At 70.1% G+C, this 16,883-nt stretch carries 13 protein-coding genes; 6 read left to right on the plus strand and 7 right to left on the minus strand.

The window, feature by feature from the left end:
* Positions 1 to 114: 114 nt before the first annotated feature.
* Together ABIE45_RS09295 and ABIE45_RS09300 are read left to right on the plus strand one after the other, a co-directional pair.
* Entirely contained in the window at positions 115 to 1,497 is a 1,383-nt protein-coding gene (locus ABIE45_RS09295) for a 2-hydroxycarboxylate transporter family protein (protein ID WP_192706452.1), read from the plus strand.
* A 24-nt stretch (positions 1,498 to 1,521) separates the two neighbouring features.
* Positions 1,522 to 2,829 carry an MFS transporter gene (locus ABIE45_RS09300; RefSeq protein WP_192706453.1) on the plus strand — a complete coding sequence of 436 codons (1,308 nt, stop codon included), beginning with the start codon at positions 1,522 to 1,524 and terminating at the stop codon, positions 2,827 to 2,829.
* 13 nt (positions 2,830 to 2,842) lie between these two features.
* Here ABIE45_RS09300 and ABIE45_RS09305 read toward each other — a convergent pair whose 3' ends face one another.
* Entirely contained in the window at positions 2,843 to 3,496 is a 654-nt protein-coding gene (locus tag ABIE45_RS09305; protein ID WP_192706454.1) for a GntR family transcriptional regulator, read from the minus strand.
* A gap of 115 nt (positions 3,497 to 3,611) precedes the next feature.
* Between ABIE45_RS09305 and tcuA the strand changes: the two genes are divergently transcribed.
* A complete protein-coding gene (gene tcuA, locus ABIE45_RS09310; RefSeq protein WP_192706455.1) occupies positions 3,612 to 5,108 on the plus strand; it encodes an FAD-dependent tricarballylate dehydrogenase TcuA in 1,497 nt (498 codons plus the stop codon).
* Positions 5,109 to 5,463: 355 nt separating this feature from the next.
* Positions 5,464 to 8,628: a double-strand break repair protein AddB gene (addB, locus tag ABIE45_RS09315; RefSeq protein WP_192706456.1), complete on the plus strand. Its 3,165-nt coding sequence runs from the start codon at positions 5,464 to 5,466 to the stop codon at positions 8,626 to 8,628.
* Between the two features lie 174 nt (positions 8,629 to 8,802).
* Here addB and ABIE45_RS09320 read toward each other — a convergent pair whose 3' ends face one another.
* The 3 genes from ABIE45_RS09320 to ABIE45_RS09330 form a co-directional block, all read right to left on the minus strand.
* Entirely contained in the window at positions 8,803 to 10,032 is a 1,230-nt protein-coding gene (locus tag ABIE45_RS09320; protein WP_192706457.1) for an acyl-CoA dehydrogenase, read from the minus strand.
* Between the two features lie 113 nt (positions 10,033 to 10,145).
* Complete coding sequence (locus ABIE45_RS09325) at positions 10,146 to 11,075, minus strand: AEC family transporter (protein ID WP_192706458.1); 930 nt, start codon at positions 11,073 to 11,075, stop codon at positions 10,146 to 10,148.
* A gap of 105 nt (positions 11,076 to 11,180) precedes the next feature.
* On the minus strand, positions 11,181 to 11,639 hold the full coding sequence (locus ABIE45_RS09330) for a hypothetical protein (protein ID WP_192706459.1): 459 nt from the start codon (positions 11,637 to 11,639) through the stop codon (positions 11,181 to 11,183).
* Positions 11,640 to 11,815: 176 nt separating this feature from the next.
* Here ABIE45_RS09330 and ABIE45_RS09335 point away from each other — a divergent pair, with 176 nt between their 5' ends.
* Together ABIE45_RS09335 and ABIE45_RS09340 are read left to right on the plus strand one after the other, a co-directional pair.
* The gene (locus ABIE45_RS09335) at positions 11,816 to 13,048 is read left to right on the plus strand and encodes a molybdopterin-dependent oxidoreductase (protein ID WP_373622251.1); all 1,233 of its coding nucleotides are present in this window, start codon (positions 11,816 to 11,818) and stop codon (positions 13,046 to 13,048) included.
* Between the two features lie 11 nt (positions 13,049 to 13,059).
* Positions 13,060 to 13,404, plus strand: coding sequence for a cytochrome c (locus tag ABIE45_RS09340; protein WP_192706460.1), 345 nt, complete (start codon positions 13,060 to 13,062; stop codon positions 13,402 to 13,404).
* On the opposite strand, the gene ABIE45_RS09345 is transcribed toward ABIE45_RS09340, so the two are convergent.
* The 3 genes from ABIE45_RS09345 to ABIE45_RS09355 all read right to left on the minus strand — a co-directional run bounded on the left by ABIE45_RS09345 (position 13,388) and on the right by ABIE45_RS09355 (position 16,832).
* A complete protein-coding gene (locus ABIE45_RS09345; protein WP_192706461.1) occupies positions 13,388 to 14,779 on the minus strand; it encodes a sensor histidine kinase N-terminal domain-containing protein in 1,392 nt (463 codons plus the stop codon). The genes ABIE45_RS09340 and ABIE45_RS09345 overlap by 17 nt on opposite strands.
* Positions 14,776 to 15,441, minus strand: coding sequence for a response regulator transcription factor (locus tag ABIE45_RS09350; RefSeq protein WP_192706462.1), 666 nt, complete (start codon positions 15,439 to 15,441; stop codon positions 14,776 to 14,778). Before ABIE45_RS09350 ends, ABIE45_RS09345 begins: the two co-directional genes overlap by 4 nt.
* A 185-nt stretch (positions 15,442 to 15,626) precedes the next feature.
* Complete coding sequence (locus ABIE45_RS09355) at positions 15,627 to 16,832, minus strand: aminotransferase class V-fold PLP-dependent enzyme (RefSeq protein WP_192706463.1); 1,206 nt, start codon at positions 16,830 to 16,832, stop codon at positions 15,627 to 15,629.
* Positions 16,833 to 16,883: the final 51 nt, after the last annotated feature.

A 16,883-nucleotide genomic window follows, 5' to 3' on the forward strand; every position in this document is an offset into this window, starting at 1 on the left:
TGTCACTTTATCTCCGCCGCCCGAACGGGCCTTGACGGGCCGAGGCGGATTTCGGCCGCCGCGAGACCGGGGTCGAGACGGCCGGCGCGCGGGCAGACATCCGGGGGGACGTCCATGACCAGCACCGCGTCGCCGAGGCCGATCCCAGCCCCGGTCGAGAGCCCGTCGTCCGAGGGGCGCGCGATCCGGTTCTGGCCGGAGGGCTGGTGGCGCCTCATCGACCTCAAGATCGGCATCATACCGCTACCGATCTTCGCCGTTCTGGCGATCCTCATCGCCGTTCTGGTCCAGGAGGGCGAGATCAAGCCCGACGGCCCGACGATGATCGCCGTGCTGGTGATGGGCGGCTTCACCTGCGCGGAGATCGGCAAGCGGATCCCGATCCTGAAGAACATCGGCGCCGGCGCGATCTTCGCGACCTTTATCCCCTCGGCGCTGGTCTACTACGCGCTGGTGCCGCCGCAGATGGTGAAGGCGATCACCGATTTCACCAAATTCACCAACTTCCTCTACATCTACATCGCCACGATCATCGTCGGCTCGATCCTCGGCATGGACCGCGAGGTCCTGATCAAGGGGTTCCTCAAGATCTTCGCGCCGCTCGCCCTCGGATCGGTGGCGGCGGCCCTCGTCGGCACGCTCGTCGGCACGCTGCTCGGTCTCGGCCCCTACAAGACGTTCTTCTTCATTGTCGTGCCGATCATGGCGGGCGGCGTCGGCGAGGGAGCGATCCCGCTCTCCATCGGCTACGCGGCGATTCTGGGGATGCAGCAGGGCGTGGTCTTCGCCCAGGTGCTGCCGCCGGTGATGCTGGGCTCCCTCACGGCCATCATCCTGTCGGGCACGCTCAACTCGGTCGGCAAGCGCTACCCGCACCTCACCGGCGAGGGGCGGCTCCAGCCCGACTCGGACGGGATCAAGTCGAGCGACGCGCAGGCCAGGGCCGAGGCGGCCAAGGGACAGATTGATCCCGCCACGATCGGCGCGGCCGGGCTCACGGCGATCACCCTCTACCTGCTCGGCGTGATGGCCCACCACCTCGTCGGCCTGCCGGCGCCGGTGGCGATGCTGTTCCTGGCCGTGTTCGCCAAGCTCGCCAGCGCGGTGTCGCCTCGTCTCCAGGCCGGCGGCTTCGTCGTCTACAAGTTCGTGCAGGTCTCGATGACCTACCCGCTGCTCTTCGCCATCGGCGTGGCGCTCACCCCCTGGCACGAGCTGATGGCCGCGTTCACGCTGGTGAACCTGATCACCATCGTGTCGACCGTGGTGACGCTGATGACCGTCGGCTTCTTCGTCGGGCGCTGGCTCGGCATGTACCCGATCGAGACCGCGATCGTGAACGCGTGCCACAGCGGCCAGGGTGGCACCGGCGACGTGGCGATCCTCACGGCGGCGAACCGCATGGCGCTGATGCCGTTCGCGCAGATCGCCACCCGGATCGGCGGTGCGCTGACCGTGACCGGCACGATCATCGCCATGAAGTGGATCGGTGCCTGAGCGGCACCCAGAGAGGATTGCGTCATGGCCGGAGATCCGGGGGCCGTCGAGGCCACGCTCAAGTCCAGGATCGGGGCGATCCTCCGCTCGACCAGCGGCAACTTCCTAGAGATGTTCGACTTCTTCCTGTTCGGGTTCTACGCCACGTATATCGCGCGGGCGTTCTTCCCGTCGGGCAACGAGACCACCGAGCTGCTCCTGACCTTCGGCACCTTCTGGCTCGGAGCGCTGATGCGGCCGCTCGGGGCGATCGTGCTGGGCGCCTATATCGACCGGATCGGCCGCCGGAAGGGCCTGATCATCACGCTCGCCATCATGGCGAGCGGCACCGTGCTCATCGCCTTCTGCCCGAGTTACGACACCATCGGCGTCGCCGCGCCGCTGATCGTGCTCGCCGGGCGCCTGCTGCAAGGCTTCTCGGCCGGCGTCGAGATCGGCGGCGTGTCGATCTACCTGTTCGAGATCGCCACACCAGGCCGGCGCGGCTTCTACACCTCGTTCCAGTCGGCGAGCCAGCAGGTGGCGATCATGTTCGCCGCCCTGATCGGCTACGGGCTGAACGCGTTCCTGACCAAGCAGCAGCTCGGCGATTTCGGCTGGCGCATCCCGTTCTTCATCGGCTGCCTGATCGTGCCGTTCATCTTCTTCATCCGGCGCTCGCTCCAAGAGACGCAGGAATTCGCCAAGCGGACCCGCCATCCGAGCACCCGCGAGATCCTGACCACGGTGGCGGCCAATTGGCGGATCGTGCTGCTCGGCATGATGCTGACCACGATGACCACGGTGACGTTCTACATGATCACCGTCTACACCCCGACCTTCGGCAAGAACGTTCTCAAGCTCACCGAGACCGACAGCCTGATCGTGACGCTGTTCGTGGCGATTACCAACTTCATCTGGCTGCCCGTGGGCGGGGCCCTGTCGGACGCGATCGGGCGCAAGCCGGTGCTGCTGACGATCTCGACCCTGTCGCTACTGACGACCTACCCGGCCCTGCACTGGCTCGTGGCCGACCCGACTTTCGGCAAGATGCTCGCCGTCGAGCTGTGGTTCTCGTTCTTCTTCGGCGTCTACAACGGCGCCATGGTGGTCTCGCTCTCCGAGGTGGTGCCCGCCCATGTCCGAGCGAGCGGCTTCTCGCTGGCCTACAGCCTCGCCACCGCGCTGTTCGGCACGGCCACACCGATGGTCTCGACCTACCTGATCCAGACGACCGGCGACCGGGCGGCGCCGAGCTACTGGCTGATGGCGGCTGCCGCCTGCGGCATCGTCGCGACGCTCGCGCTGTTCCGGAGCGGTCCGCGGGTCGAACGTGTCCCCTCCCACGCCTGAGGGCTGAGGCCGCTCAGGCCTCCTGCCAGATCCGTATCCGGGCCTTGAAGGCGGCCCGGATATGTGCACGGGCGGCTGCCTCGGCGCCGTCCGCGTCATGAGCGCGGATCGCCGCCACGATGGCGGCGTGCTCGGCGAGGGATTCCGCGGCGCGATCGGGCGCCGCCAGCGTGGTGGCGCCCGGCAGCAGCACCAGCGACAGGCGCATCGTCTCCAGCGTGCCCTGCAGGAAGCGGTTGCGCGCCGCCCCGTGGATCTGGCGGTGGAACTGGCGGTTGGTACGCGCCAGAGCCGGCGCGTCTACCAGCAATGTCCGATCCCGGGCGACCATCTCCTCCAGGATCTCGGTCTCGACCGTGCTGGCGTGGATCGCCGCGAGGCGGGCGGCCGTCCCTTCGAGCACCTCCCGCAGATCGTAGAGTTCGCTCACCTGACCGTAATCGAGCTGCGCCACGCTGGCGCCTCGGTGCGGCTCGTGGGCGACAAGGCCCTGCGCCTCCAGACGACCGAGCGCCTCGCGCACCGGCGTGCGGCTGATCTGGAAGCGCTCGGCGAGCTCCGCCTCACGCAGCCGGCTCCCGGGGGCGAGCTCGCCCTCCTCGATCGCGCGCAGCAGCCGCTCATAGGCGCCGGCGCCGCTGGAGCGCTCCGCTTCGCTGGCCTTCATCCCGGCTCTCCTCAGCTTGGCCATAGCGCGAAACCGCGCGGTCCGAAATGCTTGCGACAAATTGCATGCAGGCGTATACAATATGGAGAGTGCGGTTCGTGGAGAGGAGGCAGGCATGCAGCGTCCGGGTGATGATCATTGGGATGTGGTGGTGGTCGGGTCCGGCAACGCCGCCATGAGCGCCGGCCTCGCTGCTCTGGAGCGCGGCGCTTCGGTGCTGATGATCGAGAAGGCCGAGCAGGATCTGGCAGGCGGCAACACCGCCTACACGGCCGGCGCCATGCGCTTCGTCTACGAGGGTAACGACGACCTGATCCCTCTGCTGGTCGACCCCGAGGATCCGCGCCTGCCGCGGACCGATTTCGGCGCCTACACGGCGCAGAAGTTCGAGGAGGATCTACTCGGCTTCAACGATGGCCGGCCGCTGTCGCGCGAGCAGCGCATCCTGATCGACGAGAGCGGCGCGGCTTTGCGCTGGCTCGCGACGCAGGGGGTGAAGTTCGAGCCGATCTATTCCCGGCAATCGTTCGAGAAGGACGGACGCTTCGTCTTCTGGGGTGGCCTGACGCTCGCCACCCACGACGAGGGTTTCGGCCTCGCCCGGACCGAGCTTGAAGCCTTCACCAAGGCTGGCGGTGAGATCCGCTACGGCTGTCCCGCCACCGGGCTCATTGTCGAGGACGGGCGCGTGGTCGGCGTGGAGACCCCGAAAGGCGTGTTCCGCGCCGCATCGGTGGTGCTCGCCTGCGGCGGTTTCGAGTCGAACGCCGCGTTGCGGACGCGCTTCATCGGCGCGGGCTGGGACAAGGCCCGGGTCCGCGGCACGCCGCACAATCAGGGCGACGGTCTCGAGATGGCGCTGGCCCTCGGGGCGAAGGCGCACGGCTTCTACGGCGGCTGCCACGCCACGCCGATGGATCTGCATATGCCGGAATACGGCAACCTCGAGTTGCCGCACGGCGAGCGCAAGCACTACCGGAAGATCTGCTACTTCCTGGGGCTCATGCTGAATGCGAACGGCGAGCGGTTCGTCGACGAGGGCAAGAATTTTCGCAATTACACATACGCCCAGTTCGGCCGCTCGATCATGGAGCAACCTGGGCACGTGGCGTGGCAGATCTTCGACGCCAAGGTCGATCACCTGCTCTACAGCGAGTACCGGTTCCACGACGCGCACTTCGTCGAGGCCGACACCCTGGACGGGCTGCTCGACAAGCTCGACGGCATTGATCGCGGCGCGGCCAAGCAGACCATCACGGCATTCAACGCCGCCGTGGACGAGAGCGTGCCCTTCGACCCGACCGTGAAGGACGGGCGCGGGACTAAGGGGCTTCCTCTGCCGAAATCGAACTGGGCGCAGAAGATCGAGACGGGACCGTTCAAGGCCTACCCGGTCACCGGCGGGATCACGTTCACCTATGGCGGCGTCGAGGTCGACGACGACGGCGGCGTGAAGCGCGAGGACGGAACCACGATCCCCGGGCTCTACGCCTGCGGCGAGATGGTCGGCGGCGTGTTCTTCAACGGCTACCCGGGCGGCTCGGGGCTGACCTCCGGCGTCGTGTTCGGCCGGCGGGCGGGCTACGGCGCTGCCGCAGGGGCGAAGGGCTGAACGGGAACACGGGCTTCAGCGCCACCAACCGTGCTCCGGCCCGCCTCCAAGGGGCCCGCTTCGCGGATGAAGCGATCCGGCCGGACCATTGTGCCCGCCGTCATTCCGGAGCGCCGCAGGCGAGCCCGGAATCCAGAACCGCCGACAGGGCAGTCTCGGGTCGCGGCGGCGTGTCTGGATTCCGGGCTCCGCTTCGCGGTCCCGGAACGACGGGGCCCGCGGCACAGGGCGGCGCATGCCGAAGTCGTGACGCGCGCGTGGCGCCGCGACGGGCGCAGTCGGCCATCCGCCTTGATCCCGGCAGCGGCTCATCGCCCCCTGTCCGGAACATCGCCGCGGGCGTAGAAGCCTGACCATGTCCGCCAGACCGGCCGTCTTCACCATCTCCCGCGGCGTCCCGTTCCTGCCGACGCTCGCCGAGGCGCTGCTCTCCGGCCAGCTCGTCGGGCCGGTTGCGGATGACCCGTTGGCGCTTGCCGCCGTCACCATCTACCTGCCGACCCGCCGCGCGGCGCGGGCGCTCAGCGCGATCCTGGCCGATCGGCTCGGCCGGGACGCGCCCGGGCAGGCCACCCTGCTGCCGCGGATGATCCCTCTCGGCGAGGCCGACGAGGCGGAGCTCGACCTCGCCGCCGAGCCGCTGCTGGAGGAGAATGCCGACCCGTTGAGCGTCCCGATGCCGGCGCTCGAACGTCGGCTGATCCTCGCCCGCCTCGTTCAGGCCTGGGCCAAGACCGTCGACCGGACCTTGCTGCCGCTGGATGCCGAGGTGCCGTTCCTCGTGCCGTCCTCCCCCGCCGACGCGGTTGGGCTCGCCGGCGATCTCGAACGGCTCATGGACGCGCTCACCGTCGAGGGGCTGCCCTGGTCGGAGATCGGCGCCGCCGTCGAGGCCGAATATTCCCGCTACTTCGGCCTGACCCTCGACTTCGTGAAGATCGCCGCCGAGAACTGGCCGAAGCTCCTCGCCGAGCGCGGGCTGGCCGACCCGGTCGCCCGCGCGCGCGGCCTCGTGCTCGCCGAGGAGCGGCGCCTGTCGCGCAGCGCCACCCCGGACCCGGTGATCGTCGCCGGCTCGCTGGGCTCCGTGCCCGCCACGGCCCGGCTCATCGCCGCCGTGGCGAAGCTGCCCCGGGGCGCCGTGGTGCTGCCGGGCCTCGATCTGGACCTCGACGCTTCCGGCTGGGACGGCATCGACACCGGCGAGGGCTTCTCCCGCGTGATCGCTCACGGCCACCCGCAGGCGGTGCTGCACCGACTGCTCGGGCCTGAGAATCTCAACTTGAGCCGCACGGAGATCGTCGCCCTCGGCGAGCCCGATGCCGGTCAGGCCGCGCGAGCCGCGCTCCTGTCCCAGGCCCTGCGGCCGGCCGACACCACGGACGCCTGGGCCGCCCTCGACTCGGCCGGACGCGATACCATGGCCCGGCTCGGCCTCGACGGGCTTGCGCTCGCCGAGGCCGCCGATGAGCGCGAGGAGGCGCTGGTCGCGGCGCTGGCGTTGCGCGAGACGCTGCAGACGCCTGGCGCGACCGCGGCCCTGGTCACGCCCGACCGCGGACTCGCCGGCCGGGTCGCCGTCGAGTTGCTGCGCTGGGGCATCGTGGCGGAGGATTCCGCCGGATTGGCGCTGGCCGGAAGCCCGGCCGGGCGGCTCGCCCGGCTCGCGGCCGAGTTCGCCGCCGATCTGGCGCGCAACCAGGCCGATGCGATTCCGGCCCGGCTGATCGCGCTGCTCTCGCACCCGATGGTCCATCTCGGCCTGCCGCGCGCGGACGTGGTCCGGGGCGCCGCCGCCCTGGAGATCGGGCTGCTGCGCGGTCCGGTTCCGGCCCCGGGCTTCGACGGCCTGCGCAACGCCCTCGCCGCCGAGCAGGCCGGTCCGCCCGAGCATCGGCCCCGGGCCAAACGGCGCCTGAAGGACATCGACTGGGCGCTAGCGGCGGATCTGCTCGACCGGCTGGATCTGGTGTTCCGGGATTTCCCGGGGACCGATGGCGCCGGGGATTGCGATCTCGTCACCACGGCCACCAGCCACCGGGTGGCCTGCGACCGGCTGATCGCCGGACCGGAGGACGCGCCCGAGACCGAAACGGACGGATCCCTGTCCTGTCTGGACGCCCTGTTCGACGATCTGGAGATGGCCGAGCCCGGCCTGATGCCCGGGCGGTTCGACGACTACGCCACCTTCTTCACGTCGCTCGCCCGCGAGCGCAAAGTCGCCTGCACCGGCGACGCGCCGCATCCGCGGCTGCGCATCCTCGGCCTGCTGGAGGCGCGCCTGCTGTCGGTGGACCGGGTCGTGCTCGGCGGCCTCGACGAGGGCGTCTGGCCGGTGCGCACGCTGACCGACTCGTTCCTCAATCGGCCGATGCGCGAGCGCGTCGGCCTCAACCCGCCCGAGCGGCGGATCGGCCAGATGGCCCACGACTTCGTGCAGGCGCTCGGCTGCCGCGACGCGGTGATCACCCGGGCGCTGAAGCGCGAGGGCGCGCCGACCGTGCCGTCGCGGCTGATCCAGCGGCTGCGGGCGCTCGCGGGCGATCCCCGCTGGGACACCGTCCTAGAGGCGGGGCGCCGGCTCACCGGTCTCGCGGCCCGGCTCGACGCGGCGCCGCCGGAGCCGCGGCTGAAGCGCCCGGCGCCGAAGCCGGACCCGGCCTTGTTCCCGCGCTCGCTCAGCGTCACCGAGATCGAGACGCTGGTGCGCGATCCCTACAGCATCTTCGCCCGCCACGTGCTCGGGCTCGACCCGCTCGACCCGCTGGCGGCGGCGCCGGGCGTCGCCACTCGCGGCTCGCTGGTACACGACGTCTTCGCGGAATTTGCCAGCCGCCATCCCAAGGACCTGCCGCCGGATTCGGCGGTGCGCCTGTTGAACCTCGCGGTGAACGCCTTCGCCGACATCGAGGCGGAGTATCCGAACCTCTACGCCGAGTGGTGGCCGCGCTACGAGCGCATGGCGACCGCGTATCTCGACTGGGAGGCGCAGCGCCGGCTTGGCCTGTCCCGGGTCTACCCGGAAGTCTCCGGGCGCTGGGTGATCCCGATGGGGCGCGAGACCTTCACGCTGCGCGCCCGCGCCGACCGGATCGAGCTGCGCGCCGACGGCACCGCCTGCATCGTCGATTACAAGACCGGCGCACCGCCCTCGGCGAAGATGATCTTCTCCGGGTTTTCGCCGCAGCTCACCCTGGAAGCCGCGATGCTGATGCACGGCGCCTTCGCGGATCTGCCGGCCGTGAAGGCGGTGCCGGACCTGCTCTACGTCCACGCCTCCGGCGGTCGGAAGCCGTTCCTGCCGATCCCCGTCAAGCCGCCCCGTGGCGAGGAGCGCGGCGTCGAGGCGATCGTCGCCGAGCATGCCGAGCGCCTGCGCGGGCTGGTGGCCCGGTTCATGACCGGAGAGGCCGCCTACACGGCGCGGCCCTATCCGCAATTTGCCAGCAAATACGGGTCCTACGACCATCTCGCCCGGGTGCGCGAATGGTCGTTGGCCGGAGAGGAGAGCGGGGAGTAATCCGCACAGCTCGGTGCCGGCTCATCCCACCCACGCCCTCATCCTGAGGTGCCCGCGACAGCGGGCCTCGAAGGAGACCTCCAGCGAGCCGCGCGATCTCTGGAGCCCTCCTTCGAGGCGGCTTCGCCGCACCTCAGGATGAGGTGATCTGGTGGGAGTCGCGTCCTCCGGGCCTTAGAAGAACGCCTGCAGCCCCGTCTGCGCCCGGCCCAGGATCAGGGCGTGGACGTCGTGGGTGCCCTCGTAGGTGTTCACCGTCTCGAGGTTCTGGGCGTGGCGCATCACGTGGTACTCGCCCATGATGCCGTTGCCGCCGTGCATGTCCCGGGCGGTACGGGCGATGTCCAGCGCCTTGCCGCAATTGTTGCGCTTGATGAGCGAGATCATCTCGGGCGCCATCCGGCCCTCGTCCATCAGCCGCCCGACCCGGAGCGAGGCCTGGAGGCCGAGGGCGATCTCGGTCTGCATGTCGGCGAGCTTCTTCTGGACGAGCTGGGTCTGCGCCAGGGGCCGACCGAACTGCTTGCGCTCCAGCGTGTAGTTGCGGGCGCGGTGCCAGCAATCCTCGGCGGCGCCCATCGCGCCCCACGAGATGCCGTAGCGCGCCCGGTTGAGGCAGCCGAACGGCCCCTTCAGCCCCGAGACGTTCGGCAGCAGCGCGTCCTCGCCGACCTCGACGCCCTCCATAACGATCTCGCCGGTGGTCGAGGCGCGCAGGGACAGCTTGCCCTTGAGCGTCGGCGCCGACAGGCCCTTCATGCCCTTCTCAAGGACGAAGCCCCGGATCGCGCCCTCGTGCGCGTCAGACTTCGCCCAGACCACGAAGACGTCGGCGAACGGCGCGTTGGAGATCCACATCTTGGCGCCCGAGATCCGGTAGCCGCCGTCGATCTTCTCGGCCTTGGTCTTCATGCCGGCCGGGTCCGAGCCGGCATCGGGCTCGGTGAGGCCGAAGCAGCCGATCCACTCGCCCGAGGCGAGCTTCGGCAGGAACTTCTTGCGCTGCTCCTCGGAGCCGTAGGCGTGGATCGGGTACATCACGAGGGAGGATTGGACGCTCATCATCGAGCGGTAGCCGGAATCCACCGCCTCGACCGCCCGGGCCACCAACCCATAGGCGACGTAGGAGGCGCCGGCGCAGCCATATTCCTCCGGCAGGGTCACCCCCAGGAGGCCGAGCTCGCCCATCTTCCGGAACAGGCCCGGATCGGTCTTCTCGGTGGCGTAGGCTTCGACGATGCCGGGCAGGAGCTGCTCCTGCGCGAAGCTCTGGGCCACGTCGCGGATCGCCCGCTCGTCCTCGGTGAGCTGGTCCTCCAGCAGGAAGGGATCGTCCCAGACGAAGCTCGCCGAGGCTGGGGCGGACGGGGAGGCGCTGCCCGGGGGGCGCATCGGAGCGTTCATGAAAATTCCTCGCCTGCAGGGAAGCGCCGGTCTTCGAGGCCCGCGCGGTTGTCCCTACCCTAGACCCGCGCGGCGCGCGGTCCAACGCGCGCGGTGACGCCGGGGCGCTGCCGTCACGCCCGGCCGAGGAGCATGAGCCACGCCAGTGTGGTGAGCGGCGCCAGCAGGGTCGAGACCAGGACCGAGGCGGCCACCATCCCGGTCTCGGTCTTGTAGCGCACCGCCAGCAGGTAGGCGTTGATCCCCACCGGCATGGCGGCGAACAGGGTCGCGACCCCCGCATAGGCGGGCGGCATCGCGAAGACATGGAAGGCCAGGATCCAGACCGCCAGCGGGTGCAGGAGGTTCTTCAGGAGCGCGATCACCAGGGCGCCCTTGAGGTCGAACAGCACCCGGTACCGCTTCAGGCCGGCACCCAGCGCGACCAGCGCGCAGGTGGAGGCCGTCCCCGCGAAGGCATCGATCAGCGACTGGGCGATGCCGGCCGGTGCGAGGTTGAACCCTTTCATGCCCATGCCGATCAGGAGCGCCACGAAGATCGGGTTGCGCAGGAGCACGAGGGCGAGGCCCCGGATCCGCGCCAGGACCGGCAGGCCGGAATCGGACTCGATCAGGAAGGTGGCGCTGCCCATCATCAGCGGCAGATGGACCGCGAGCAGCATGAACAGCGGGAAGGCACCCTCCTCGCCGTAGGCCTGGAGGATCATCGGCACGCCGACGAACACGGTGTTCGACTGGCTCGCCGCGAAGCCGTGCAGGATCGCGCCCCGCCGCTCGATCCCGGCGCGCCGGCGTGCGATCAGCGTGCCGACGAACCAGGCGATGCCCGCGCCGCCGAAATACGCGACCCAGTAGGACCACGCCACGGTGCCGCTCATCCCGGGCTTCGTCAGCGTGGCGATGATCAGCGCCGGGACGGCCACCGCGAAGACGTATTCCGACAGGCCGTCGCTCACCTTGTCGGAGAGCAGCCCCGCGAGCGCCGCACCCCAGCCGATCAGGACGATCCCGAAGATCGGGGCGATGATGGCGAGGGCGTTCACGGATCCGGTCGGCGTGCGGAGGGCGGGAACGCAGCCCTTAGCACGTGACAGCGGCGTCCCGCGTCTGCACCGGGAGAATGGCTCGCCGGCTCCGGCCGCGGCGGCCTACTTGTTCTCCAGCACCTGAATTGGGTTGGTGCGCTGGCTCGCGGGTGGCTCGCGGGTGAGATTGGCGCCGCCCTCCTGCTGGGCCTTCACATCCCGCGGCGAGCCTGGGCCGCCGACCGCACGGCCGCCCTCGTTGCTCTGCGTCGGCACGGTCCCGGAGGCGAGTTCCAGGCAGGTCACCATCTCGACGTAGGACGGGAAGCCGCCGGCCTTGAACTGGTCCTGGCACTGACGCTTGGCGGCGGCGGTGTAGCTGCCCCAGTGCTGCTCGGCCTCCTTCTTGGCCTCGCGCTCCGAGCGGAGGCAGCCATCGTAGTTGGCTTGGTCGCTGATGGTCGTGTTGGTGACCTGCGCCGATCGGCAGGTCCGCTCGACGTCGAGGCTGGGCACCGCATCGGCGTGGGCCGCCGTCACGGCGAGGCCGAGGAGAGCGGCGGCGGGGAGGAGGGATCTCATCGGCGTGCGGTGCTCACAATAGCGGTTGCGCCCGCGAAGGGCATCGCCATCACAACGCGCCGTTCGCCGCTTTGGCACCGCCGGTCCATCGATGCCCTTAAGGTGCCTTTAAGCTGGGGGGCGTGGAGACCCCGCGCCGACCCGCTGGGCGTCGGCGCAGCGGAATTTTCACGTCGATGCCGAAACACCTTACGTTATCGAACCCGAGCCGCCGCGGCCTGCTGTCGGCGGCCGCCTTGGGCGGCATGGGCCTGCTCGCGGGCCGCGCCTGGGCCAAGACCTTCGACTTCCACGTCCCGGGCGGCCCGAGCACCCGGCCGATGTCGGCCACCTACCCCGAGAAGGGGCGCATGATCGTCCAGCGCACGCGGCCGCCGTGGCTGGAGACGCCCTTCGAAGTCTTCGACACGGGCGTGTTCACGCCGAACAACCGGCACTTCGTGAGCTGGCACTGGGCCACGTTCCCGACCCGCGTCGACACCGACAGCTTCACCCTGAAGGTCCGGGGCCTCGTCGAGCGGCCGCAGGCGCTGTCGCTGCGGGAGCTGATCCGCGACCTGCCGCGCTTCGAGATCGCGGCGGTCAGCCAGTGCGCCGGCAATTCGCGCCTCTACGCCCAGCCCAGGGTCGCCGGCGCCCAGTGGGCCAACGGCTCGATGAGCAACGCCCTCTACACGGGCGTGCGCCTCAGGGACGTCCTGGACCGGGCCGGCGTGAAGGCCGGTGCCACCCATGTGCGCTTCGGCGGGCTCGACGAGCCGCTGCTGCCCGACGCGCCGAAATTCGTCAAAGCCCTGGACATCGACCATGCCCGCGACGGCGAGGTCATGCTGGCCTTCGCGATGAACGGCGCGCAGCTGCCGATGCTCAACGGCTTCCCGCTCAAGCTCGTCGTCCCCGGCTGGTGCGCCGTCTACTGGATCAAGATGCTCGACGACATCGAGGTGATGGATCACCCCGATCCGAGCGTCTGGACGACCCGGAGCTACCGCGTGCCGGACACGCCGCACCACACGATCGAGCCCGGGCAGAAGGGCGTCGCCATGATCCCGATCACCCGGAACCTGCCCCGCTCGTTCGTGACCAACCTCAAGGCGGGCGACAGCGTCCCGGCCGGAGCGCCACAGACCGTGCGCGGCATCGCGTTCGGGGGCGACCGCGGCGTCGCTGCCGTGGACCTGTCCCTCGATCATGGCCGCACCTGGCAGCCCACGAATCTCGGCAAGGACGAGGGCACCTACGGCTTCCGGCAGTGGCAGACCACGATCAGCTTGCCCGAGCGCGGGGCGCACACCGTGATGGTCCGCTGCACCAACACCGACCGGGTGATGCAGCCGATGCAGCGTGTCTGGAACGCAGGCGGCTACATGACCAACCAGGTCGAAGCCCTCGACCTCGTGGCGGCTTGAGGAGCAAAACCATGCTGCGCCCCATCCGCGCCGCCGTTCTGGCTGTCCTGAGCCCGCTGGCGGTCGCCACGTCGGCCGCTCTGGCCGCCGCGCCGCTCGAGCTTCACCCGACGCCGGAGGTCGAGCTGCCCTTCGGCGACGCGCCGGGTTTTCCCGCCGGCACGGGCTCGGAGGTCATCGCGTCCAACTGCACGGCCTGCCACTCCGCCGACCACACCCTCAACCAGCCGTCGCTCTCCCGCGAGGAATGGCACACGGTCGTCGACAAGATGATCACCGCCTACAAGGCGCCGATCACGCCCGAGGATGCCAGGGTGATCGTTGACTACCTCGCCCGGGTCAAAGGCGAGCCGTAGCGGCGGGCGCGCATCGGGCGAGCCCGGCGTCGAAGACCGCGCTCGCCCGCAGCCCGGGCCCGTCGTTCCGCCCGTCGAGCCGCAGCCGGGCGCCGGACTGCTCAAGCGCCATGGTGACGATCGAGAGGCCGAGGCCGCTGCCGACCTTGGCGCGCCGGCTCCCGCGCACGAAGCGCTGGACCACCTGGGCCCGCTCCGCCTCGGCGATGCCGGGCCCCGCGTCGACGAGCGACAGGGTGGCGCTTCCATCCGCGCCGAGCGCGGCCTCCCATGTGACCGCGCCCGGCTCCGGGGTCATCAGCAGGGCGTTCTCCATCAGGTTGCGCATGGCGAGGTCGAACAGGTCCTCGTCCATGCGGATCTCGAGGGTCGCGAGGGCGGGCGCGAAGGCGACGCGCTCCGGCGCCGGCATATCGGCCATCCCGGCGAGCAGGTCGCGCAGCCGCTCCTCCACGGGGATCCAGGCGGTGGCGACCGACCGGACGCTGCTGTCGAGGCGCGAGAGCGTCAGAAGCTGCTGGACGAGGCGCGCCGACCGATCGACCGCGCCCAGGGTCTGGGCGAGGGCGGCGTCGCGCATGGCCGCATCCTGCGCCCCCATGGCAACCTGGACCTGGGTCTTGAGACCGGCCAGCGGCGTGCGCAGCTCGTGCGCCGCGTAGGCGAGGAAGCTGCGCTCGTGGTCGCGCGCGGCCGCCACCTTGCCGAACAGCCGGTTCAGCGCATCGACCAGCGGGCGGATTTCGGAGGGCATCCGGCCGACCTCGACCCGCTCCAGATTGTCGGCGTCCCGGGCGGCGAGGTCGCGTGTCGCGTGGTTCAGCGGACGCAGGCCGCGGCCGACGCTGAACCAGATCAGCGGCGCCAGGATCGGCAGCACGCAGCCGGCGGTGAGCAGCAGGCTGCCGACGAGGCCGTGCTCCAGCTGTCGCCGCTGCCCGAGATTGTCGCCGACCAGGATGCGGAAGCCCTTGGCCGGATCGGACAGGGCGAACACCCGCCACGCCTGCCCGTCGATCACCCGGTTGGAGAAGCCGTCGCGCTGATCCGACAGCTTGGGATCGGGTGCGCCATCCGAGGCTCCGATGAGCCGTCCGTCCAACGACCAGATCTGGCAGCTGAGATGGCGGTCGTAGCTCACCATATGGGTCAGCGCGGCCTCGTCACCGTCCGCGCTTCCCGGCCGCCGCGCGGTCGCGGCCCGGGCCGGTGTGAACAGGCTGTCGACCATGCGGGCCGCTTCCATGAGGCGGCGGTCGAGGATGCTCTCGAACTGGGCCCGGCTGTCGACATAGGTCCAGACGATGGCGGCGAGCCAGACCAGCCCGGTGGCCGTGACCAGAGTTGCGAACAGGCGCATGCGCAGGGAGTTCACGCCCGGTCCTCCCGCATGCGGTAGCCGAGGCCGCGCACGGTCTCGATCGCGTCGCGGCCGATCTTGGCGCGCAGATTGTGGACGTGCACTTCGAGGGCGTTGCTGCCGATCTCCTCGTTCCACCCGTACAGGCGCGCCTCGAGCTGGCTGCGCGACAGGACACGCCCCGGCCGCTCGATCAGCGCCTCCAGCAGCGCAAATTCGCGGCGCGACAGGGGGAGGGCGGCGCCCGCCCGGGTCACGGATTGGCGGCCGAGGTCGATCGTGAGACCGCGCCACGCGAAGGTCGGGGAGGCCCGCCCGGCCGACCGGCGGATCATCGCGCGCAGCCGGGCCGCGAGTTCGCCGAGGTCGAACGGCTTGCCCATGTAATCGTCCGCGCCCCAATCGAGTCCCGCGATGCGGTCGGCGACGGCGTCGATTGCGGTCAGGACCAGGACGGGGGTGGCGTCATCACGCGCACGAATATGCCTGAGGACATCCAATCCGGACCCATCGGGCAGCATGAGATCAAGGATCGCCGCGCTGTAGTTCGTCGCATCGAAGATCGCGACGGCATCTCCGCAGGTCGATACGCAATCGACTGTCATGGCATGCAGCGACAGGCCCGAGATCAGGCCATCCGCGAGCATCGGATCATCTTCGAGAACGAGGATGCGCAAAGGTCGCTCGCTTCAGCGTCGGGGTAGGGGCGTCATCGAAGCCGCGACGCGTCCCTAGAGCCGGCATGGGGCGACTTTGTGGGTTCTTGTTGGGAAATACAGGTGGCGATCGCAATCGCGGGGCTCGCACGGCAGTGAATAGCCTGACCGATCTATCATTCGCGGTCCGCAGCCGCCGGATCCCCTCAGGCCACCGCGTGCGCCGCCCGCAGCGCTTGATCCAGATCGCCGTACAGGTCGTCCGTGTCCTCGATGCCGGTCGACAGGCGCAGCAGGTCCGTCGGGCAGGGGCTGCCCGGGCCTTCCACCGAGGCGCGGTGCTCGATGAGGCTCTCGACGCCGCCGAGCGAGGTCGCGCGCTTCCAGAGCCGCACCCGCGCCGCCGTCGCGATGGCGCCGGCCTCGGCACCCGCGACCCGGATCGACAGCATGAAGCCGAACCCGTCGCGCATCTGCCTTCGGGCAACCGCGTACCCCGGATCGTCCGGCAGCCCCGGATACAGGACGCGGGTCACGTGCGGGTGCCCTCTCAAACGCTCGGCGAGCTTCAGGGCGCCTGCCGACTGTGCCGCCGCGCGCAGATGCAGGGTGCGGAGAGAGCGCATCAGCAGGTACGCCTCGAACGGCCCGAGGATGCCGCCGCTTCCGGCGCGGATACTCCGGATCCGCTCCCAAAACGTGTCGGCTTGCGCGCCCGCCAGCACGCCCGCCACCACGTCGGAATGGCCGTTCAGAATCTTGGTGGCCGAATGCATCACGATGTCGGCACCGAGTTCCAGCGGGCGCGTGTGCACCGGCGAGGCGGCCGTGGAATCGACCGCGAGCCGAGCCCCCGCCCCGTGGGCGATCTCGGCCGCGGCGGCGATGTCGGTCACCGTCCAGAGCGGATTGCCCGGGGTCTCGATCCACACGAGCTTGGTCCGGCCCGGCTCGATGGCGGCCCGTAGGGCGTCCAGGTCGTCCGTCTCCACGAAGGTCAGCGTGATGCCGCGCCGGGGTGCCTCCTCCCGCAGCCAGCGCTTCAGCGCCCAGTACATGACAGTGCCGGCGACGACATGGTCCCCGGGTTCGAGGGCGCCGAACACCGCGGTCGCCGCCGCCATCCCGGACCCGAACAGCAACGCGCCGGCCGCGGCGCCCTCCAGCATCGCCAGGACGGCTTCCGCCTCGCGCACCGTCGCGTTGTCCGGCCGTGCGTAGCAGTAGCCCGAGCTGTAGCCGTTGTCGGGATCGCGGATGAAGGTGGTGGAGACGTGGAGCGGCATCACCACCGCCCGGGTCTCGGGTTCGATCCGGCCCATCGCCTGGGCGGCAAGGCTCCGGCGGGTGACATCCGGCGCGGCTTCGCTTCGGCTATCCGACGGACCCTGCGGCGCGTTAGGCTGTGACATCTGGCGAATCTCGGCGGATGGAAACGGGCGCGTGCCACGGCGCGTGGGCCC

It is taken from the genome of Methylobacterium sp. OAE515 (assembly GCF_041806315.1).
Taxonomy (GTDB): Bacteria; Pseudomonadota; Alphaproteobacteria; order Rhizobiales; family Beijerinckiaceae; genus Methylobacterium; species Methylobacterium tardum.